Below are 20,861 nucleotides of genomic sequence, written 5' to 3'. Positions count from 1 at the left end.
TTTACCTCCTGGGGAAAAGCTCGCTGCGAAACTTCTTGGAAAGCTTCTTTGCGTCGGCTTCGCTCCGCACCAGTATAAAGATAGTATCGTCGCCTGCGATTGTTCCCACAACGCCCTGATGCTCCACGGAGTCTATGGCGGCACAGGTGCCCTGCGCCATGCCTGCACGGCATTTGAGAACAATGGTATTCATGGCGTAATCCACCGATATAACGGCTTCTTCAAAGAGAGACTTTTCCGTGATAGCCGCTGCAGGCATAGTATAGCGGTAAATGCCCTTGTCATCGCGCTGCTTCACTAATGAGAGCTGCTGTATGTCACGGGACAGGGTTGCCTGCGTGGTCTTTATTCCGCGCTCTGCAAGCAGCTCGATAAGCCTCTCCTGAGTTGCGACGGGCTGCTCGGTTATTATTTCAAGAATTGCTTCATGTCTGCGGTTTTTCATAATACCACCGTGCTCCTTATTTTATGGGCTTGCACATTTTTTTGCAAAGAGATTCGTGGAAGGAATTTCCTATAAGGTCTATGAAGTTTATATTGTTCCTTCCGCGGAATATCTCTATTGATTCTTCACGGGCAAGATCTATGAAATGCTCTCCGTCCACGTTTATGACCATGCTGTCCTCTCGGGTAGTCGTTACCTTCATGCGAAGTCTGCGGCTTGGTGAGAACATGGTAGCTCTCGAAAACAGAGAATGAGGACATATAAGCGTCATCTCTATACATTCAAGGTCTGGCTCGATAACGGGACCGCCTGCGGACAGCGCATAGGCAGTTGAGCCTGATGGAGTACTGAAAAGCACACCGTCTGCACGGTATTTTCCCACAAGATATCCTTCGGAATAGACTTCAAAGTCGCATATCCTGAAGCTGCCCGAGCGGGCCGAGACTTCGTTGAGGACAGTTGCCGTAACGTCGCCGTCCTTACCGTGATATAATACATCAAGAGTCATTCGCTGTGATATGTCATACTCACCTGTAGTGAGCAGGCTCAGCTTGTCGAGCTGGTCAGCTTCAAGACCTGCCATGAAGCCGAGAGTTCCCGTATTTATACCGAGAAGCTTGGTATCGCTGCCCATAAGCAGCTTTGCACAGCGAAGGATAGTTCCGTCGCCGCCTATGGCAAGAACTACGTCTGCTGTCTTTACAGCCTCGTTTATATCTTCAAAGCTTACGTGCGGTTTGTCTGAAAAATCATTTCTGAATATTTCGCTGACCGAAACATCAATGCCGCAGTCCGCAAGCACATCACAGGCTTCACGGGCGCAGCTGAGCGCATTGGTCTTCTGGAAATTAGGGTACAACGCTGCCTTCATAAACGCACTCCTTATAGTTTAGTGAATGAACTGTCTGTCAGCTCCTTGAAGTCATGTATCTTAGGCTCTCCTGTGGTTTTTCTGAGTTTCACAAGATACTCTATATTGCCGCTGCCGCCGCGGACGGGCGAATAGGTGTACTGCTCGGTCAAAAAACCGATAGCCTGTGCAAAGCTGTCTATTTCCGACAATACACGGATATGGACTTTTCTGTCCTTGACTATGCCGCGCTTGCCGATATCGCTCCTGCCTGCCTCAAACTGCGGCTTTATGAGCACAGCGGCTGCTGCGCCCTCTTTGAGGAGCTCATAGACCTTGGAAAGTATCTTGGTAAGGGAAATGAACGAAACGTCCACGGATATGATATCAGCCTGTCCGCCAAGGTCATCGACGGTAACGTCACGGATATCAGTGCCCTCCATATTGACAACTCGGTCATCGTCAACAAGTCGCTGTGCAAGCTGACCATGTCCCGTATCGACTGCAAAGACCTTAGCTGCTCCGTTTTGCAGCATAAAATCTGTGAATCCGCCTGTAGAAGCTCCGATATCGAGACAGACCTTATCTTTGAAGTCAAGTCCGAATACCTCGGCTGCCTTTTCAAGCTTCAGAGCGCCGCGTCCGACGTAGCTCTCGCTCTCAGATGACTCGATAACGTCCTCGGCAGTTACTTCATCGGAAGCTTTTTTTGCTGTCTTTCCGTTGACAGTGACATTTCCTGCAAGTATCATTTCCTTGGCACGCTGGCGGCTTCTTGCAAGTCCCCGTAAGACCAGCTCGCTGTCAAGCCTTGCCATTATTATTGCTCCTGTTACGGATATAATCCGCCATTCTGCATCTTGTAAGTCCAAGCTTGTCAAGACATGAGCGCACGGACGCCTGCTTTACAAAGCCGTCTGCGGTAACTCTGCTGTAGTCTCCGCAGTAGCCAAGCTCCGAGAGGATATCACCGACTTTCTCGGAAATACTTCCCTCGCCCATAGACTCCTCAAAGAATACTATCCTCGGGTACTGCTTTATCTCATCGCCCAGCTTGCCGTCAAGCGGGAATATCTTTGTAAGCTTCAATATATCGCAGTTTATGCCGCTCTTTTCAAGCTCTTTCTGAGCCTTGATAGCTTCATTATATAATCTGCCGTATGTAATGATAAGAGTTTTGCTGCCGCTGAGCTGCTTGAAGAGCCATTCTGTTGTGATATCGGACTGGTCGAACTCCATTTTTTCAGAGCCTCTCGGATAGCGCACTGCCGCAAGTCCCTTATCCTCGTATATAGCCTTTCTCATGCACATTTTCATCTCCATGTAGCATGAGGGCGAATAAACTGTTGTATTCGGTATGGAAGTAAGCATAGGCACGTCGAGGAGTCCCTGATGTGTCTCGCCGTCCTCGCCCACAATGCCTGCACGGTCAACGCCGAGGACAACGTGAAGTCCGCCTATAGCAACGTCATGGACGAGCTGGTCGTAGGCTCTCTGTAAAAATGTGGAATATACCGCAAATACAGGAGTCATTCCCATGGAGGCAAGTCCGCCTGCAAAGGTTACTGCGTGCTGCTCGGCAATACCAACATCGAAGAATCTGTCGGGATACTTGAAGTGGAAAAACTGCAAGCCCGTACCGTACTTCATAGCCGCTGTGATAGCGCAGAGCTTCTCGTCCTTATCGGCAAGCTTTACGAGCTCCTTGCCGAAAACGGTGGAGTAGCTGTCTGCGGCGGCTACCTCGGGATTACCCGTAGCTATGTCAAATTTCGAGATACCGTGATACTCACCGGGATTTGCCTCGGCAGGGCTGTAGCCCTTGCCCTTTACGGTCTTGACATGGATAAACACAGGCTGATGATAGGACTTAGCCATGTGGAAAACCTCTTCAAGCTCCGCAAGATTGTGTCCGTTGACAGGTCCGAGATAGATGAAGCCCATATCCTCGAACATGGTGCTCTGCTCAAGAATGTTTGATTTTACTGAGTCCTTAACGTTCTTGATACCCTTGGTAACGCTCTTGCCGACAAGAGGTATCTTTTCAAGTCCGCGCTCAACAGCTCTCTTTGTATGAAGATATCTCTCGGTATTACGCAGAGATGTGAGGTATTTTGAAAGAGCTCCTACGCTCTTGGAAATAGACATATTGTTGTCGTTGAGGACTACTATGAGATTGCACTGACGGTCTCTGCCGCAGTTGTTCATAGCCTCGTAGAACATACCGCCCGACATAGCTCCGTCACCTATTACGGCTACCGCATAGTTGTCCTTACCCTGAAGCTTCATAGCTTCGGATATGCCGCAGGCAACGGAGACAGATGTGCTGCTGTGTCCGCTGATAAACGTATCATGCTCGGACTCGGAGGGCTTGGGAAAGCCTGATATGCCGTTCTCCTGCCTGAGTGTGGAGAATCTGTCAAGTCTGCCTGTAAGTATCTTGTGAGTATAAGCCTGATGACCGACGTCCCAGACTATCTTATCCTCGGGAGAATTGAAATTGCGGTGTAGAGCCATTGTAAGCTCTACAGCTCCCAGATTTGAAGCAAGGTGTCCGCCTGTTTTTGAAACTGTGGAAATAAGTATAGTTCTTATCTCCTTGCAAAGTCCGTTACACTGAGAAATAGTAAGCTTTTTCAGATCCTGAGGCAGCTGGAGCTCCTCCAGCGTCACCTTTTCATTATTACTTATATTTTCTTTCATATTCTATGAAATGCGGATAAGCTCCGCAGCTCCTTTGCGTTAATTCTTTCTTTTCAGAAGCATTTCCGTAAGTTCTGTAAGAAATGCGTCGTTTCCGAATTTTTCAAGGCAGCTGAGAGCCTCTTCGGTTATATTATTTGCGATCTCCTGAGCCTTTTCAACTCCATAGAGAGTAACAAAGGTGGTCTTGTTCTCCTCCTCGTCGCTGCCGACGGGTTTGCCAAGCTCCTCAGTAGTGCTTGTTACGTCAAGTATATCGTCGATTATCTGGAAAGCAAGTCCAAGCTTGAAGCCGTAATCGGCAGCAGCCTGTATCTTCTCCTCGTCAGCACCTGCACAGATACAGCCCATCATACAGGACACAGCGATGAGCTGACCTGTCTTGTGGTGGTACATATTGCGGAGATTAGCCTCGTCAACGTCAGTGCGCTCCTCGTTTTCCATGTCGATGACCTGTCCGCCGCCCATGCCTTCTCTGCCTGAGCCCTTTGCAAGACATGAAACAAGTCTTACCTTCTGTTCGGCAGTGAGCTGCTTGTCATCGGCGATGACCTCGAATGGCAGCATACAAAGCGCGTCACCTGCAAGAATAGCCATTGCCTCGCCGAAAGCCTTGTGACAGGAGGGCTTTCCGCGGCGGAAATCGTCGTTGTCCATAGCAGGAAGGTCGTCGTGGATAAGCGAGAATGTGTGTATCATCTCGATAGCAGCAGCAGGTGCAGCTGCTTTCTTGTAATCAGCTCCGAGAGCATTGCAGAATGCATACACAAGAACGGGACGGATACGCTTTCCGCCTGCTTCAAGAGAATAATTCATGGCGTCGATTAGGTTCTTCTGAGCCGCCATGCTCTCGGAAAAAGCGTTGTACTTTTTGAGATTAGCCTCTGTAAATGTTATGTATTCCTGCATTGTTTCCTTGAAATTACTCATTTTTCCATTCCTCCGTCGTCCTCGGTTATTTTTATCTGAGCTTCGTCAAGCTGCTTTCTGCAAGCCGCCGAGAGCTTAACGCCCTCGCCGTAGAGCTCCACAGCTTTTTCAAGGGGGATATCGCCCTTTTCAAGCTCGGATACTATCTTGCCGAGACGAGTCATATTATCTTCAAATGTAAGCTTTTCTTCCATTTTATCACCATTTATCAGTTATCTCGGCTTCTGCGCCGCCGCTTCCGAAGCCTATCTTTATTTTGTCGCCCTTTTTGAGAGCTTCGGAGCTGCTGAGCAGCTTCTCGCCCTTGTATACCAGCGAATAGCCGCGCGAAAGAACTTTCAGCGGACTGAGACTGTCAAGCCTTGCAGCCTTTTCTTCAAGCTGGCGTTCAAGCCTGTCCATGTACCGCAGAAAGGCTGTATCTCGGCGCTTGTCAAAGGCACTGAGCCTTTCCGCCGTAAGCTTCAGACGATTCTCGGGAGACTGTGCCGTGAGCCGCGCATTCAGCGCTACGAACCTGTCAGTAGACTTGTCCAGAACAGACAAAGCAGAACGCTCCGCTCTGCGCTCCAAAAGGGCTATTTTTTCGTAAAGCAGCGTTATATCGGGAGCTGCAATCTCCGCCGCCGCCGATGGTGTAGGAGCTCGAAGGTCTGCGGCAAGGTCAGCAACAGTAAAGTCGGTCTCATGTCCAACAGCCGATATCACAGGCACCTTGCAGTTGTATATGGCATACGCCACTTTTTCCGTATTGAACGCACTCAGGTCTTCACTGGAACCGCCGCCGCGTCCGACAATGATAACATCGCAGCCTGCCGCCTCGGCTTTGAGTATACCTGCGCATACAGACTCGGGAGCTCCCTCGCCCTGCACCTGAGCATTAACGGCATAGATCTCTCCCAGAGGATAGCGCCTTGAAAGCACATTGATTATATCGCGGACAGCCGCGCCGCTGAGGGACGTAACCGCACCTATCTTCTTTGGCATGGGCGGTATGGGACGCTTGTGCTCCTCAGCAAATATGCCCTCTTTCCGGAGCTTCTTTTTCAGCTGTTCCAGAGCCACATTTGCCTTGCCTGCACCCTCGGGGATTATATCGTTGACGTAGAGCTGATAGGCTCCGTCACGCTCGAAAACTCCAAGACTGCCTGCGGCAATAACGGACATACCGTCCTCGGGCTCGAATTTAAGACGAGCCGCAGCACTTGCAAACATTACTGCTTTTATAGCGCTCTCGCTGTCTTTCAGCGTGAAATAAACATGTCCGCTTCGGAAATGCTTCACGTAGTTGGATATCTCGCCGCGAACCATTATGCCTTGCAGATTGCGGTCGTTTTTCAGTATTGAGCCGATGTATTTATTTATCTGTGTAACTGTGATTACAGGCATTATTTTTCTCCTGTGGTTTTCAAATAACCGTATATAGCCACTCCTGCCGCGTTATCGCAGGAAAACTGCGGCTGTGCGAAGCTTGCCGACGGATATCGGGATATTATCCTGTCGCGGATAATAACGTCCGACATTACTCCGCCTGCAAAAACCAGCGGCAGCTCGCCATATTTATCTATGGCATGGTCTGTCATGGCAAGTATGGTCTCGGCAATAAAATCAAGGCAATACTTTGCGATGTTCTCGGAAGCTTCGCCGCTGTCAAGCATATTTCCACACTTGTTCTCCAGACCTGAAAGACAGCAATTTCCGTCTTTCAGCACAGGCTTTGCCTTGAAGTGCTTGTTGGCGTTCATTGCCAGCTTTTCAAGCTCCGCGCCGCATGGAAAACGCAGTCCAAGCATTACGCCTGTACGGTCAACAGCCTGTCCTGCCTTTAAATCGAGAGAAGTTCCTATCTCCGTTATTCTGAGCACACATTCATTATCGGGCTCACAAAGCAGGCAATCGGTAGTTCCGCCGCTGACATGAAAGGCAATGAAGCGCTCGTTCACAAGGTCAAGCCTGTCCGCAGAATAAAGCGCCGCAAGGATATGACCTATCTGGTGAGACGTGGTGTACAGCTTGGCTCCCGTTACAGCTGCGTAAGAGCGTGCAAAGCCCTCTCCGCAGAGAAAGCAGGGCATATATGAGCCCTCAATGTTGCGCGGTCTGGCTGAAGCCGTTACCGTTTTGGGCATGGCTATGCTGTTTTCACTGAAAAGCTGCTCTATCATCTCGGGAAGCTGCTTGGTGTGGTGGAAAACCGCGTCGCTCTGGCGAAGTCCAAGCTCTCCCTCCTTGACGGGAAGAAGCTTCTTGGTCTGGTATATCCTGTTCTCCTCGCTGACGTATACCGCAGCAGAGGTTGTGTAATTGCTTGTATCGACTCCCAGATACTCAGGCATTTTCGCCCTCCGACTTCTGTGTATCACGGGAGAATGCTCCGAGAACGCCGTTGATGAAAGCAGTGTCCTCCTGATATGTATACATCATGGAAAGCTTTATAGCCTCGCTGATAGCCGCATTCATGGGAGTATTGTCGTCATAGAGTGACTCGAACATGGCAATGCGGAGAATAGCAAGATTAAGCTTGGAGATTCTCGAAATACTTCTTGATTTGCTGTACTTTGAGATTATCTCGTCAAGCTCCGAAGCGTGTTCGAGAGTTCCCTCGACGATCTTCTTTACCTCGTCATTTACGGTTATCTCGTCAATTTCCTCGGCTATCTCATACAGCTCATTTATATCATCATCGCGCAGAAGCTGCTCGAAAACCAGCTTGAATGCGCTGTCTCTTATTTCACGTCTTGTCATTTGAACACTCCTTATTCTTAATGGTGCGATACATGAAAACCATTGTATCGCTGCCCGTAAATCCGTTTTTTATGTAAAATCTCTCGCTTGGATAACCGCGTGTAGTCAGAAGCGCCATTGCAGCGACTCCCTCAGCCGTAAGCTCCCCGCAGGCATGGTCAAGCACAGCTGTACCTATACCGCTTCGCTGAATATCAGGCGACACGCAGAACTCGTCTATGACGTATTCCACACCGTGGAGATATGTGAGCTTTCTTCCGCAGAGTACAGCCTGTATGACGCCGTTCTCCTCGGACACATAGCCTATGGAATGCGGAGCTGACATAAGCTCCTTTATTCTGGTCTCGGCAAGCTCAAGAGACCATTCCTCGTTCCACGGCTCAGCAGCAAAGGCTGCGCGGAATACCTCGGCAGCCATTTTCAGGTCGGACGGTATGTATCGTCTTATCATTCAAATACAACGCCGCTGACGATAACGTTGACTCTTGCTACAGGCACGCCTGTCATGTTCTGGACGTTCTCCTTGACTACAGTCTGGACCTCCTGTGCTACGTTTACAGCCTTTTCGCCGCTCTTGATGACTATCTTCATATCTATGGCAGCTACGTCGCCCATCATGCTTATCCTGATAGGACCGTTTCTTCTGAGCTTGCTCATCTTTCCTATCTCGCCGCCAAGGCTTGCCACGCCCTTGACATCAAGTGCAGCAAGCTTGGCAATGGCGATTATAACGTCGTCTGATATCTTAAGTCTGCTTGAAACCTCAGGCTTCATCTCTTCAACTTCCATAGCGAACCTCCGTGGGCACTTATTTGGGTGTTTGTTTTAACTATAATTATGCTTACACCCCGACCATTGTATTATAACATATAATTTCAAAAAAGGCAAGGAACGCGGCAAAAAACTACAATTTATTTTTCATTTTTACGTGAAAAAGTCACTTTCCACGCTTAAAATATGGATAATTATTCATTTCATTACTTCACTTCAAAAATACGGATATTCTCCGCAGGTATCTCGGTCTCCCCAAGGATTATCTCCTTTATTGAAGCAGCCTGCGCCTTGTCAAGTCCCTCGGTCTTGACTACGACCTTTGCATTCTCACCGTCAAGGTATGCAACGCAGTCCTGAAAGCCCTGAGCTTTCACCAGTGATTCGATAGTTCCCTCGCTTTCGATAAGCTTTGATACCTGTACAGCGTCAAGGGCGTTCACTACCATTTCGTCCTCGGTAACATCTCCGCCGCCTATCATGGTCTGTAAGGTCTGAACCGCCTCATCTCTGTCCTTCATCTTGTCAAGACGCGCCTGTGCGAAGTAGTCCTCTGCGGCAGGCTCCGCAGGAGCATTTACAAACTCAGTCTCGCCGTATTTGATACTGTCGGTATCCTTTCTGAAAGTCATGGAGCTGCTGTCTGGTGCAAGCTTGGGTGAGGCAGCATAGTTTATGTACACCGCAACTGCCAGCATAAGCGTAAGGCAGGTCATGATTATCTGTTTCTTTCCGATTATTATTGATGGTTTTTTCATAGTTATTCTCCTTTATCTGATTTTTGCAACATATATCTTTGCCGTCGGTATCCCAAGAGCAGCCGCAGCCGCCTTGTATATCTGTTCACGTACAGCAGCATCGCCTCCTCCGCCGCAGACTATCACCGCTCCAGTAATTTCGGGAGCTTCAACTGTTTCGATAAGTGCGTTTTTCTCGCTTCCGCCGCCGACTATCACATATTTCTCTTCCTCCTCCGTTTTATTGTCCGAGCGGCTGTGCCGCCCCTCTGTAGCGTACACATAGCGCTGCTCACTGCCAACAGTCAGGTAAACTCTCACCTCTCCTGCCCCGTCTATCTCACTGAGAAAGGCTTCAAGACGCTTTTCCGTGTCTTTGCAGTAAGCTGCACTGTCGCATACGCTCTGCCGCTCCGCATTTACAGCAGGAGCCGCCTTTTTGTCGGGCAAAAGCGACGATATCATTATCAGCAGCAGACCTGCTGTTCCGCATACGGTCATAAATACAGCCCATTTCCTGTTCTTTAGAAGCTCTCTTATTTTTTCAATTACTTCCATTTATGACCTCCGTTTCTTGTCCGATACTGCCGCGGATAACAGCGGCTGACGCCTCAAAGTCCGACGTGCTGATAATGACTCTATTAATACTTATGCTGCCGTCCTCCGAAATATTAACCTCTGTTTTGATTTTTTCAGCTTTTATCCCTGCAGCTGCAAGCTGTTCGCTAAGCACTGCTGAAATATTCTCGGAAAGCTGAGCTCTCAGTTCATTTTCATATATCTCCGCCGAAAAGCTGTAGTCAGTTCTGTCAAAGGCGCTTAGGTCAGGCAGCTCTATGTTGAAAACTCCGCTGACTACAGGAGCTGTAACCGCCACGGCAAAAATCAGCTTCAAGATAAATTCAGCCTGTGCGCGTAGACGAGTGCCCTCGGTAATGCTCCGAACTATGCATATCCCCACGGAAACATAGCAGACTGCACGGACTGCCGTAACAAAGTTTTCCATTTAACCACCTGCCGTATGCATAAGTATTCCCGTACAAAGCACAAACATCACGCCATAGCAAGCAAGCACGCTCTGTGCTATGGCAAGGGCGCTGTCAAAAGAGCTGAGCAGCTTTTTCATGTGCTCTGCGCCGAAAAGCTCCGCAGCCGATGCTCCTATCCACATAACAAAGCGAAAAAGCATAAGCTGTATCACTGGTGGAAATACAATGAAGGTCACCGCTATGCAGCCGACTGTCCCCACTGTTCCGCGGATAAGGTCGAAGCTGCTGCGGACTGCGGCATAGGCGTCGGAGACTGCTCCGCCTACCACAGGAACACTCCCAGATATAACGAATCGAGCGGCTTTTGTGGCTGCGCCGTCAGTCTTGCCTGCAAGACTGCATTTCAGCGTAACAAAGCCGATAAAAACGGTCATAGTTATAGTCATTCCCCATGTTATGACCTTTTTCAGAAGCTGAACAACACCGCTCATGTCATTCTGCGTGAAAACACTACCCGTTATTGAAAGCATAGCGGCTGCACTGAGAACGGGCATGAGAAAGGCAGAAACCAGCTGAACTATGAGCTCCGAAGCCGCCAGGACAGCCACGTCATAGACTGCGGCTGAGGTCATATGTCCCGAAGCGGCAGCAGCTCCCGAAAATACGGGGATAAAAACAGATATAAAACCACCGCTGACGTTAACAGCCTCAGAAGCCCGAGAAAACGCCGCGAAAAGCTGAGGAGATATTACAGTCACCGCCGTAAGCACGCTGACCAGACCGTAAATATCAGCAGAGCCCTTGAACCCAATACTCCCTGCACTTTTCAACAGCGCTGACAGAACTATCACAAGCAGGATAGTTCCGAGAAGCTTGAACGGCGATGTTTCGCTGTCAGTTACCTTAGCAGCGATGGTCCTTGCGAAGCTCCCGAAACTAAGAGCAGATATCTCATCAGAGTTTGTCTCAATGTCATAGTCTGCAAGTATGTCATCAAGCTGCTTGGTGTACTCGCTTTTTGTGTCCTGCTCATCGACTGCACAAGCTGAAACAGGTACAGCAAACAGCAAAAGCAATATAGTTATAATTATTTTTATTCCTATCTTTTTCATAACGCACCTAAATAAGCTTGTCTATCAGCTGTAAAAAAGATTTGAACACGGGAAGTCCAAGAACAAGCACCGCTCCTCTGCCCCATAGCTCCGCCGCAGAGGCAATTGCACCCTCACCGCTGTCACGGCACAGTTCGGCTGTAATATGGGTAATACAGCATATTGCCAGAGTCTTGAAGATAATAGAGATGTAGCTCTCGGCTATGCCTGCCATTTCAAATATGTCTCTTATCTCGTCTATGGCGTCGTCAAAGAGAAGCACAAAAAACGTCATTACTCCCACACATACAGCAATACTTACAGCCATAGAGTGCTCAGAGCAATATTGTTTTAAAATTACGGATATGAGAGCTCCCACAAGGCAAAAAGCTCCCACAGAAAAACAGCTGTCTACCATAGTCCGAACACACTCTTGACCTTGTCGAAAAGGTCGCCTATCTCGTCGATTATTACCACAAGAACTACTATGAGTCCTGCAAGCGTGGTCATCATAGCCTGTTCCTCACGCTCTGCACGTTTCAGCACCAGATTAAGAACGGCAACAATTATACCAGTGCCAGCGATTTTAAATATCAGATCAATTTCCATTTCCTCATATCACCATTATTCCTACCATTACTCCTGCCAGTACTCCAACGCTCCTGTAAAGCTTCGCCTTGCAGTGATATTCCTCGGAGCGCCGCAAATACAGCTCCTGCATAAGTGACCTTACTGCGGCGATACCGTTAAGCTGTCCGTCAATATCGCTTGTTCCGAGAAGCTCACCGAAATCCAGAAGTATCCCCTGTTCTTCCTGCGGTATATCGGGCTCATTCATCAGAAGCTCACGCCACAGACTGTGAAAATCCTTGTCAGCACTGTAATCATCGGGGAGCTTGTTTATAAAGCTCAGCCCAGAGATATTCTCACGCTTTATAACCGAAAAAATGCTGTATATATCCGTTCCGCTGCTCCTTATCATAGTCTCAGTCAGCCTGAAAACCTTATCTGCGTCTGAACAGATGAGAACACGCTTTTTCAGCTTTTCGGAGCGGTTCAAGCCGTAAAATGCTCCGCAAAACGCCGCTAAAACAGCAGCAATTACTCTAATTCCCATTTTTCAGCCTCTTTATTTCACGAATCTTCGATGGAGCTGAAGCTCCCCTAAGAAAGGCAACGACGTCAAAAAGTCCGCTTTCGATGAGATATGCAATCTCTTTACGCTTAATGAGTTCTTCGTAGCAAGTGCCGTGAGCAGTCACTATGAACTTCACGCCGCAGCCAATACCGCTGATTATAGCCTCGGAATCCGACATAGAAGCTATCTCGTCGCATACGATGACCTCGGGAGAAAGAGTTCGGACGGCGGAGATTATACCTGCACTGCGACTGGAATTGCTGATAATATCGGTCATTGCTCCTACGTCATTTTGCGGAACACCGTCATAAAGACAGGAAATCTCGTTACGCTCGTCAATAAGGGCGCACTTTCTGACATTCCCCGTAAGTCTGCATAAATCGCGGAGAATAGTGGTCTTTCCCGAGTTGACTTCGCCGCATATAATGATGTTTTTGTCATAGTTTGAAGCAAAAAACTCATCTGCACAGCCCTCAACACACCTTGATACACGGAAATTAAGGGATGTAAACTCCGTAAGAACAGGCTTATCGGTAGCTGAATATGCTCCTGATACTCCCACACGAACTCCGTTTTTAACGACAAAGTATCCCTGTGAAAGCTGTTTTCCACAGCTGTGCACAGAATAATGGCACAGCCGCTCCACAGTCTCTTTTACGTCAGCTGCGGTCACATTATAGATTTCCTTCTTATTGTAATAGGAAGAAAGTCCGCCGTCACTTCGTATAAAAGATATCTTGTCCGAGTAAACAAGATACATCGCTCCCCCGGCACGAAGCCGAACCTCCATTAAGCCGCTGAGTTTATCCCGTGGGATATTCAGAAGCAGTCGGCGGAGCTTATCGGGGAGATAGCTCGTTATTGTCTCAAAGCTTGTACTGCCTTGCATTTTCATCACTCCTTACACTTAATACTATTCATCTTTCAAAGTGATTAGAACAAAAAAGGACGCCGAAGCGTCCATAAAAAAACAGCACACCGAAGTGTGCTGTGATTTTTTGTGATTATTCCTTTACACCACCAAGAGCAACACCAGCGATGATGAATCTTGAGAGGAATACATAAGCGATTATGATAGGAATAATAGCAAGCGCAATTGCAAGGTAAATAGCACCGTAATCATTGAACTTATCAGATGACTGAAGAGCAGATACCATCATAGGAAGTGTCTTCTGCTTCAGATCAACACTGATGAGGATCATGTTAGGTGTATAGAAGTTGTTCCAGCTTGCGATGAAAGCGAAAATAGCCTGTACAGCAATAGCTGGCTTCATCATTGGGATTGCAATTGAGATGAAAGTTCTGAACTCTCCGCAGCCGTCGATACGAGCAGCTTCAACGATATCCAGCGGGAATGATGACTTCATGTATGATCTCATAAAGTATACAACACCCGGAGCCGCGACCGAAGGGATTATAAGAGGCCAGTATGTATTTGTCAGTTTGAGGTCTGACATAAATGCAATGAATCCGGCAGATGTTACCTGCATAGGTACCATCATAACAAGGAGGATAACTGTATAGGAGATCTCCTTGAGTTTGAAGTCATATACATGGATTCCGTAAGCAGTCAGAGCTGAGAAGAAAACTGTGAGGAAGGTTGAGCATATTGTGATGATCAAGCTGTTCTTGTAACCGTGAAGAGCACTGTAGCAGAGCTTGAATCCTGGATCAGTAAATACCTTGTCCCAGTTTTTCTTCAGATAATTGCTTGGAATAAAGCTGAGTCCGTTTGCTATATCCGTGTGTGAACGTGTTGCGTTGATAACAAGGATATAAATAGGAAGCAGACATATGATTGTAAGGATAATGAACCAAACGACAAGAATACCAGACTTTAATTTGATCTTAAAGCTGTAATTGTCCTTTGCCTTTCCGTAAACATCTTTCATGTTATCACTCATAAACTGATCCCTCCAAACTGCTTGCTTTCTCTCTTAGCCTGCTGAGCGATCTTTTTACGCTGCTTCTTCTTAGCGATCTCGTCCTTGTCTCTTGTAAGATAGAATGCAAGGAGACCGAGAGCAAGAGTAATAAAGAAGAGGAGTACTGATGTAGCACCAGCGTAACCCATCTTATTCTCATCAGCCTGAGCGTGGAAGTATTGGAAGATCATTACCGCCAGAGTCTTGATATGATCCTTAACGTTACCAGTCTTGGTGTAGAGGAAAGGAATATCGAACATCTGGAGACCACCGATCATGGAAGTGATAAGTGTGTATGCCATGATTGGAGTAAGAAGCGGAAGAGTGATCTTTCTGAATACCTGACCTGAGCTTGCACCGTCGATGCTTGCAGCCTCGAACAGTGAAGGGTTGATACCCTGAATACCTGACATGAGCATGATCATGGTATTACCGAACCACATCCATGTCTGGATAAACATGATTACGATACGTGACTGCCAAACGCCCTCAACGAGAGGTACACAGTCGTAAAGTCCCGAAGTAGCGTCTCTGTGAACTATTCCCATCTTATATAAGAGGTAGTTTACAGCGCCGGGGTTTGTTTCTGACTGTCCGCAGAGCTGAAGGAAAAGTACAGCTACTGAGGCAGCAGTGATGATGTTTGGAAGGTACATAACAACCTTAAAGAAACCCTTGCCCGGGATCTTTAACTGTGCTTCTGTAAACCAAACAGCCAGTGAAAGTGAAAGTGCGAGCTGAGGAATAAAGTTACCGACCCAAAGGATAACAGTATTTCTCAGGCACTGGAAAAAGCTCTCGTGGATAACTCGAACTTTTCTGGTTCCGCCAAAAAGAATGTCCTTATAGTTCTGAAGTCCGACCCATGCTTCAACGGACTTACCGTTGCCATGGAAACTTACGATAAAGGTGTTGATCAGCGGCCATAATTGGAAAAAGAAATAAACAAGAAAAAACGGCAAAATAAAGATATAGCCATACTTTGCATAGCTAATAGACTTTATGCGTCTCTGCGCGCCTGATGCCATAACACACACCCTCTCGGTAGAATAATAATATAAATAAATATACACCTACGGAATACATGAGTATTCCGTAGGCATATTTATTACATTGTACTGTTAGACTATTTTACTTAAATTAGTCTTCCCACTCGAGATCAGGTACTGACTCAGCAACCTTGTCCTTGAATGCATCAACAGTTGCATCCCAGTCCTTGCCGCCCTCAAGGTAGTTCTCCTTAACAGCGTCAGCGAAGTTGCCCTTGATTGTTGAATCGAAAGGAGTGATGAGGCCCTTGAAGTCGATGTTCTTAGCGTTGTTAGCGAGCTCTGCGAAGTAGTTCTGCTTGTCAGCGAAGTTGCCGGAGATCTTCTCGTTGAATACTGTGTTAGCAGAGATAAGATCGTCCATAACCTTAGAGTTGTTTACATACTCTGGCTTGCTCTTAGCGTATGCAGACATCTTAGCTTCGTCAGATGTAGCAGCAATGATGAACTCTCTTGCGAGGTCACCGTTATCAGTCTTTGGATTAACAACCATCCAAGTACCGCCCCAGTAGAATGCCTGAGGTCCTTCACATACAGCCCACTTGCCGTACTGAGCGCCGCCTTCTCCGCCTGCAGCATCGAGGAAGAATCCGCCGAAGCCCCAAGTTGAAACGAAGTAACCCATTACATTGCCTGAAACGCCTGCAGCTGTCCACTCATCTGTCCACTGGCTGTTCTTTGTAACACCGCCGCAATCCCAGAGAGCCTTTGCTGTATCAGCAAACTTCTTGCAAGAATCATCGATAACGAGCTTGTTGTCCTTAACCCAAGGCTGTGTACGTCCACAAGCAAATGCCTGCCACAGACCACCGAGTGAATCAGCGAGAGCAACGCTGCCGCTTGACTTCTCAGAAACTGTCTTAGCAGCTGCTACGAAGTTATCCCAGTTGTTGATCTGCTTCTGCATATCAGCAGGTGTCTCAGCACCGAGGTACTCCTTAGCAAGGTCAGCTCTGTAAGCGAAGCCGCCTGCTGCAGCCTGCCATGAGATACCCTTACGAACGCCGTTGGAATCCTTACCGATTTCGTCTGTGTACTTATAGATGTTAGCAAAATCGCTGTCACCAAGACCGAGCTTGCTGAGAGGAAGTGTTCTTGAATCATCGTTGATGTACTTGAGTGCCCAGTCAGCCTCTACGAAGTAAACATCGAGGTCTGTACCGTCATTGAAGAGCTGGTCGTAGTTCTCGGAAGCCTTTCCGCCGCCTACACCGAAGTCGATGAACTTGATGCCCTCTACCTTACCGTCTGCAAGATCCTGAACGATTGTATCTGCGTTAAGGCCCTTCCAAGAAGCGATAAGAGCAGGAACGTCATCGTGGTTCCAAGCTGCAACTGTGAATGTGTCGCCGCCTGTCTTTACTGAAGCATCGATTGTGCCGTCGCCCTCTGGCTCAACTGTTGTTGGCTCTGCGCCTTCTGTTGGTTCTTCCTTAGCAGCAGTTGTTGCCTCTGTTGCCTTGTCGCTTGAAGATGAGCCCTTGTCGCCGCAGCTTGCGAAAGCTGTAGCTGTCATTGCGAGTGTAGCTACTAAAGCTAAAGTTCTCTTAAGTGTGTTCATGAGATTTTTCCTCCTTAAATATCTATATTATACTTGCGTATAATATTTACGTGGTTAATAATATTGTTTGCGGGTAACATCGCGGCTTTATTACTGTCCGATGATTGTGCTCACCGCTGACGTCCTGCAACCGTTCCGTCAACCTTTGCTTCTGTTCCCGTGAAGCTCAGCTTCACATATTTCTTTTTTGCATTGCAGCTGTTTTTATACTTCCTGTCTGTTTCATGCATGGGCGGCGAACAGCTGTGAACGTACTTCACATCTGACGTCACAAGAGCCTGTGCAATCTGCATACATTCCATATCATAATACTGTCGCCGATCAGTTCCGAACGTTTATCTTTCCCTCTCGGACAAGCAGTCATTATGCAACAATTGCTTTTGCATTTACAAATATACCGTATTTTGCGGTCAAAGTCAATACTTTGTATCATTCTTTAACCTTTTTTGGTTGGATTATCCAAGATTACCTTCCCCTCATTGTGCACAATCACATGATTATGTGCGAAAGTTACAAATCGGTAAAAGGTTTTTTGGAAGTCATATTGACATTTATTACCCAATGGGAGCTTATTCTTTTATGGCTATTGCCCAACATATAAAATTTCTTTTGATAAACCTGCTCCGTTTTGAGCGTTTTTATCAAACATATATTCGACTTTGTTAAAATCTGCCAATAGAGTTGAACGCATATATCTCAAGGATAATGGAAGCGTCCACGGCATTTGTGTTCCCGTCGCCGTCCATATCCCCCATTCTTGCCTGTGAATCGGTAAGTTCGCTTGGTCTGTCCGTGGATATCGCCGCATAGTGGCTCAGTACAGCTGAGGCGTCTACAGCGTTCACATGACCGTCAAAGTTCACGTCGCCTGCCTTTGCTCCATACTGTTTCGGGACATATACCGTCCGAGAAGCAAAGGAATTATCAGTCGCGGAATACCTGACATAGCAGCGTGTTTCATATTTTATAATGCTGCCTGCCTTGTATTCGCTCCCGATGACTTTATTGAGAGCCTCTCTTTCAAGACCTGTACGCTTTTCCATAAGCGTCTCGAATTCTTCATAGGTATAGCCGTATTCGCTGGCTATCTCGTCTATTATCATCTCAGAGAAGTATCCCTCATAGGCGATCTCATAAATATCGTCCTCAAATGCGCAGTGATCTGCGTCGTACTGCTTAAGGGAGCCGATATCGGGAACCCATGCAGGAGCATCGGGGATATCATACCTGACGGTCTCGCTTGGGAATATGCCGTTTCCGCCTGAAACTCTGAGCCTGAACGATTCACCCGGGATTATACCTATATAGTATAAGCCGTAATCCTCGGGAGATACATCGGCGCCGCTGATAATTCTTCCCTTTGCTGAGCCGAACTCATTGTCATCTGACTTACCTGTGGCTATTTCAAGCTTTTCGCTCACCTCTCTGCTGAAAGGTCCGAGAGCTTCTGCACGGTAGTTTATCTTAAGCTCGGATATATCCGCTCTGTCGGGAACAGTAACTGGTATCTCTTTGCCGTCCTTAACGGCAGTTAGCGTTTTTCCTGCATATTCCAGTACGTTGGTGCCTACAGAAAGAAGTTTTCCGTCGGGAGCAACTATACTGTCGGCAAGTGAGGTGCTGATGATACCTCTCTGAACATCGAACCGCACCAGAGAGCGGTTTATATGCAGAGTAACTGTATTGTCGATACAATTCTCCCCTGTCAGCTTAAACTCAACATCTGTAAGTCCGTAATCCGCAGACACGGAATCAATCACGCCGTAAGCGCCGTACTTTCTGCCGTTGTATTCAACGTTATTCACAGTTCCGAGAGTGATTGAAATGGAATCAAATTCCTCGGGAATATTGATAGTATATTCGTGGTCGGATATACGGGTTGCGTATCTGAGGTCTCGGTTGTAGACCTCAGAAGCAGACCTGTAGCCTATCCAGTTAAAGGCGGCGTATTTCGGAGCAAAGCTTCTCTCCGAGACAACATTGCCCTTTATGCCTCCGTTTACGGCATAGGCGCTTATTTTTACCGCGTCTGTTATAGCAAGCGGAGCTTCATATCTGCTCTCCGCATTATCGTTTACGGCAAAAAATATATCTCCCTGAGAACTGCCGCAGGAAAGCTCCACCTTTTCATCAGGAGCTACTGCTCCCGCAGGCTGTGAAAACTTAACCTTGCCAACAGGCTCTGCATAGGCTTTTAACGTAACATTGCCGAAATTGGACTTGATATCGCCCATAGCGAACAGTTTTCTGTAATTCTTTTCACCCTGCTGTGCGGCACGCCAGAGTTCGGTATCGCTTTCGTCTATGCCGTCGTAGAGCTGTTCTATAAACGAGTCAAGCATGAACTGCTTTTCCTCTTGGGTATAAGTCACGCTCTCGTCGCAGACGTCTGTCCATGTTTTGCCGTCAGCACTGAAAAAGCTCTCGCCCCTGCCTGTAAGATCGCGCATTTCGCTGTCCGAAACATAAGTGCTTATGTCGGTTATTGAATTATCCTCGCTCTCTACGTAGAGACTGCTCTCCAGTGGGAGAACAAAAGGCGAATCCTCGCAGTAGAGCTTCACAACAACGCTGAACTGCTCATTTTCTGTAAGTATTACGGGCTCGTCAAGGTCGATAGTGAAGAAGCCCGTCATATCGCATTTGCCCTTGGTAACAGCCGAGGGAGTTCCTGACGACGGATCGTTCTTGTCCTTGAGTCCCGAATATACAGTCACTTCGTATTCAGTGCCTGCATTATATATGTAAGTACCCACAGCGCTCAGCTGTATGTCTCCCACCGAAGTAAAAACATCTGCCATATAGGACGAACCGTTTTCCTCGGCAGTTTCATAAGCTGACATTGTCTGTATGGGTATGAAGCTGTCATACTGATAGATGATATCGTGCTCGTCGGTGTTTTCCAGCTGATAGACCGCAAAATCACTCAGCGTGCCGTCATAATAGGAAAGCCAGAAATATCCGTCGTCGCCGTCGTGAGTTCCCCAGCTGTTGCGGCAGAGCCATGCGCCGTTGCCCTTGGGCTTCTTCCTGAAGTGAGAAGCAGGATAGCTGTCGTCCCAGCCGACTATAGTAACAGCATGGTTTGCGAATCTCGGCTTGCGATCGCAGTAGGAGCTGTTGTACTCGCTTGACCAGTTCTTTCCTTTGTCGGACCAGTAAGAAACATCAACTGCCTGTCCGCTGTACAGAAAGTCCTTGACAAGTGCATTTATCTCGTCAAAATTAGATCCGTCGCTGTCATATTCAAAATTATAGGCGTTTTTAAGGTGATAATCCGACTGATAATTCATAAGCTCAGTATCCGTGCGGTTATCAAAGAAGCTTGTATTTTCATATGGTAGCTTCTCCTCGCTGACAGGTCCTATCCACTGTGACCAGAGATTGGTTATCATACGGGCGTTGCCGCCCTCGGAAAGAATATCCGAGGTCTCTGTGGAGGCAGGTCTCAGCTGACCGAAGCCGAAATAATTATAATAAGCCGTGTGGAGCTCCGACAGGTCGATATGCGGAACATAGGACAGCATACTTGATTCTGCGCTTGCTATAGCCGCGTGTACCCAGCAGGTACCGTAAGAGCCCTGACTCTTTACGGAAGCAGTACCGTATACCTTGCGCATATCAAACGCTGAGGGGAGTTCTTCCCTGTCAGCTGCCTTGACAGTATTTGTGCCTATGGGCATATACGGAGCGGAAGGCTCGAACCTCACGCCGTCCTGCGCAGCTACCGAGCGAAGAACAGGCATTGATAAAGTGCCGCTGTGAGCTGATACTACAACTTCTTTGCGGCTTTTTTCCCATATAGTTTTTGACTCCGCGATAACAGACGCAGGCACAGAACAGCAGGCTACTGCCGCCGCTGTAAGAATAGCCGCCAAACCACTGCTGAACCTATTCATTATACCGCCCCCTTCGGTCATATAGGGC

24 protein-coding genes are annotated in these 20,861 nt (G+C 47.7%); all 24 read right to left on the bottom strand.

Annotated features, from left to right (window positions below; genetic code table 11):
- Position 1: 1 nt before the first annotated feature.
- The 24 genes from argR to BT105_RS01340 all read right to left on the bottom strand — a co-directional run bounded on the left by argR (position 2) and on the right by BT105_RS01340 (position 20,833).
- Positions 2-445, bottom strand: a complete 444-nt coding sequence (argR, locus tag BT105_RS01455) for an arginine repressor (protein WP_028514896.1) — start codon at positions 443-445, stop codon at positions 2-4.
- A 16-nt stretch (positions 446-461) separates the two neighbouring features.
- The gene (locus BT105_RS01450) at positions 462-1,316 is read right to left on the bottom strand and encodes an NAD(+)/NADH kinase (RefSeq protein WP_072299064.1); all 855 of its coding nucleotides are present in this window, start codon (positions 1,314-1,316) and stop codon (positions 462-464) included.
- A gap of 11 nt (positions 1,317-1,327) precedes the next feature.
- Positions 1,328-2,113 carry a TlyA family RNA methyltransferase gene (locus BT105_RS01445; RefSeq protein WP_072299063.1) on the bottom strand — a complete coding sequence of 262 codons (786 nt, stop codon included), beginning with the start codon at positions 2,111-2,113 and terminating at the stop codon, positions 1,328-1,330.
- Positions 2,100-3,998 carry a 1-deoxy-D-xylulose-5-phosphate synthase gene (gene dxs / locus BT105_RS01440; RefSeq protein ID WP_072299062.1) on the bottom strand — a complete coding sequence of 633 codons (1,899 nt, stop codon included), beginning with the start codon at positions 3,996-3,998 and terminating at the stop codon, positions 2,100-2,102. Before dxs ends, BT105_RS01445 begins: the two co-directional genes overlap by 14 nt.
- Before the next feature lie 39 nt (positions 3,999-4,037).
- Positions 4,038-4,928 (bottom strand): polyprenyl synthetase family protein, encoded by an 891-nt coding sequence (locus tag BT105_RS01435; RefSeq protein WP_081367757.1) that lies wholly within the window; start codon positions 4,926-4,928, stop codon positions 4,038-4,040.
- Positions 4,925-5,122 (bottom strand): exodeoxyribonuclease VII small subunit, encoded by a 198-nt coding sequence (gene xseB / locus BT105_RS01430; protein WP_028514891.1) that lies wholly within the window; start codon positions 5,120-5,122, stop codon positions 4,925-4,927. The genes BT105_RS01435 and xseB overlap by 4 nt, the downstream gene beginning before the upstream one ends.
- Before the next feature lie 4 nt (positions 5,123-5,126).
- A complete protein-coding gene (gene xseA, locus BT105_RS01425) occupies positions 5,127-6,317 on the bottom strand; it encodes an exodeoxyribonuclease VII large subunit (RefSeq protein WP_072299061.1) in 1,191 nt (396 codons plus the stop codon).
- Complete coding sequence (locus tag BT105_RS01420; protein WP_072299060.1) at positions 6,317-7,264, bottom strand: tRNA (adenosine(37)-N6)-threonylcarbamoyltransferase complex transferase subunit TsaD; 948 nt, start codon at positions 7,262-7,264, stop codon at positions 6,317-6,319. The genes xseA and BT105_RS01420 overlap by 1 nt, the downstream gene beginning before the upstream one ends.
- The gene (nusB, locus tag BT105_RS01415) at positions 7,257-7,673 is read right to left on the bottom strand and encodes a transcription antitermination factor NusB (protein WP_028514888.1); all 417 of its coding nucleotides are present in this window, start codon (positions 7,671-7,673) and stop codon (positions 7,257-7,259) included. The genes BT105_RS01420 and nusB overlap by 8 nt, the downstream gene beginning before the upstream one ends.
- The gene (locus BT105_RS01410) at positions 7,660-8,124 is read right to left on the bottom strand and encodes a GNAT family N-acetyltransferase (protein ID WP_072299059.1); all 465 of its coding nucleotides are present in this window, start codon (positions 8,122-8,124) and stop codon (positions 7,660-7,662) included. The genes nusB and BT105_RS01410 overlap by 14 nt, the downstream gene beginning before the upstream one ends.
- Positions 8,121-8,462: an Asp23/Gls24 family envelope stress response protein gene (locus tag BT105_RS01405; protein WP_081367756.1), complete on the bottom strand. Its 342-nt coding sequence runs from the start codon at positions 8,460-8,462 to the stop codon at positions 8,121-8,123. Before BT105_RS01405 ends, BT105_RS01410 begins: the two co-directional genes overlap by 4 nt.
- Positions 8,463-8,650: 188 nt before the next feature.
- Complete coding sequence (locus tag BT105_RS01400; RefSeq protein ID WP_072299058.1) at positions 8,651-9,202, bottom strand: SpoIIIAH-like family protein; 552 nt, start codon at positions 9,200-9,202, stop codon at positions 8,651-8,653.
- 12 nt (positions 9,203-9,214) lie between these two features.
- On the bottom strand, positions 9,215-9,739 hold the full coding sequence (locus BT105_RS01395) for a hypothetical protein (protein ID WP_072299057.1): 525 nt from the start codon (positions 9,737-9,739) through the stop codon (positions 9,215-9,217).
- Entirely contained in the window at positions 9,726-10,187 is a 462-nt protein-coding gene (locus tag BT105_RS01390; RefSeq protein WP_072299056.1) for a hypothetical protein, read from the bottom strand. The genes BT105_RS01395 and BT105_RS01390 overlap by 14 nt, the downstream gene beginning before the upstream one ends.
- Positions 10,188-11,282 carry a stage III sporulation protein AE gene (locus BT105_RS01385; protein WP_072299055.1) on the bottom strand — a complete coding sequence of 365 codons (1,095 nt, stop codon included), beginning with the start codon at positions 11,280-11,282 and terminating at the stop codon, positions 10,188-10,190.
- Between the two features lie 7 nt (positions 11,283-11,289).
- Positions 11,290-11,679, bottom strand: coding sequence for a stage III sporulation AC/AD family protein (locus tag BT105_RS01380; protein ID WP_072299054.1), 390 nt, complete (start codon positions 11,677-11,679; stop codon positions 11,290-11,292).
- Positions 11,673-11,870: a stage III sporulation protein AC gene (gene spoIIIAC, locus BT105_RS01375; protein ID WP_024859880.1), complete on the bottom strand. Its 198-nt coding sequence runs from the start codon at positions 11,868-11,870 to the stop codon at positions 11,673-11,675. The genes BT105_RS01380 and spoIIIAC overlap by 7 nt, the downstream gene beginning before the upstream one ends.
- 4 nt (positions 11,871-11,874) lie before the next feature.
- The gene (locus BT105_RS01370; protein ID WP_072299053.1) at positions 11,875-12,378 is read right to left on the bottom strand and encodes a stage III sporulation protein AB; all 504 of its coding nucleotides are present in this window, start codon (positions 12,376-12,378) and stop codon (positions 11,875-11,877) included.
- Entirely contained in the window at positions 12,368-13,288 is a 921-nt protein-coding gene (locus BT105_RS01365; protein WP_072299052.1) for a hypothetical protein, read from the bottom strand. The genes BT105_RS01370 and BT105_RS01365 overlap by 11 nt, the downstream gene beginning before the upstream one ends.
- A 115-nt stretch (positions 13,289-13,403) precedes the next feature.
- Positions 13,404-14,303 (bottom strand): carbohydrate ABC transporter permease, encoded by a 900-nt coding sequence (locus tag BT105_RS01360; RefSeq protein ID WP_081367755.1) that lies wholly within the window; start codon positions 14,301-14,303, stop codon positions 13,404-13,406.
- Entirely contained in the window at positions 14,300-15,352 is a 1,053-nt protein-coding gene (locus tag BT105_RS01355; protein WP_072299051.1) for a carbohydrate ABC transporter permease, read from the bottom strand. The genes BT105_RS01360 and BT105_RS01355 overlap by 4 nt, the downstream gene beginning before the upstream one ends.
- 112 nt (positions 15,353-15,464) lie before the next feature.
- Positions 15,465-16,934 (bottom strand): ABC transporter substrate-binding protein, encoded by a 1,470-nt coding sequence (locus BT105_RS01350; RefSeq protein WP_072299050.1) that lies wholly within the window; start codon positions 16,932-16,934, stop codon positions 15,465-15,467.
- A gap of 110 nt (positions 16,935-17,044) precedes the next feature.
- Positions 17,045-17,236: a hypothetical protein gene (locus tag BT105_RS01345; RefSeq protein ID WP_072299049.1), complete on the bottom strand. Its 192-nt coding sequence runs from the start codon at positions 17,234-17,236 to the stop codon at positions 17,045-17,047.
- Between the two features lie 360 nt (positions 17,237-17,596).
- Positions 17,597-20,833: a lectin like domain-containing protein gene (locus BT105_RS01340; protein WP_072299048.1), complete on the bottom strand. Its 3,237-nt coding sequence runs from the start codon at positions 20,831-20,833 to the stop codon at positions 17,597-17,599.
- Positions 20,834-20,861 lie beyond the last annotated feature (28 nt).

The organism is Ruminococcus flavefaciens, assembly GCF_900119075.1.
Taxonomy (GTDB): Bacteria; Bacillota; Clostridia; order Oscillospirales; family Ruminococcaceae; genus Ruminococcus; species Ruminococcus flavefaciens_Q.
This window is presented reverse-complemented; position numbering and strand designations above follow the sequence as displayed.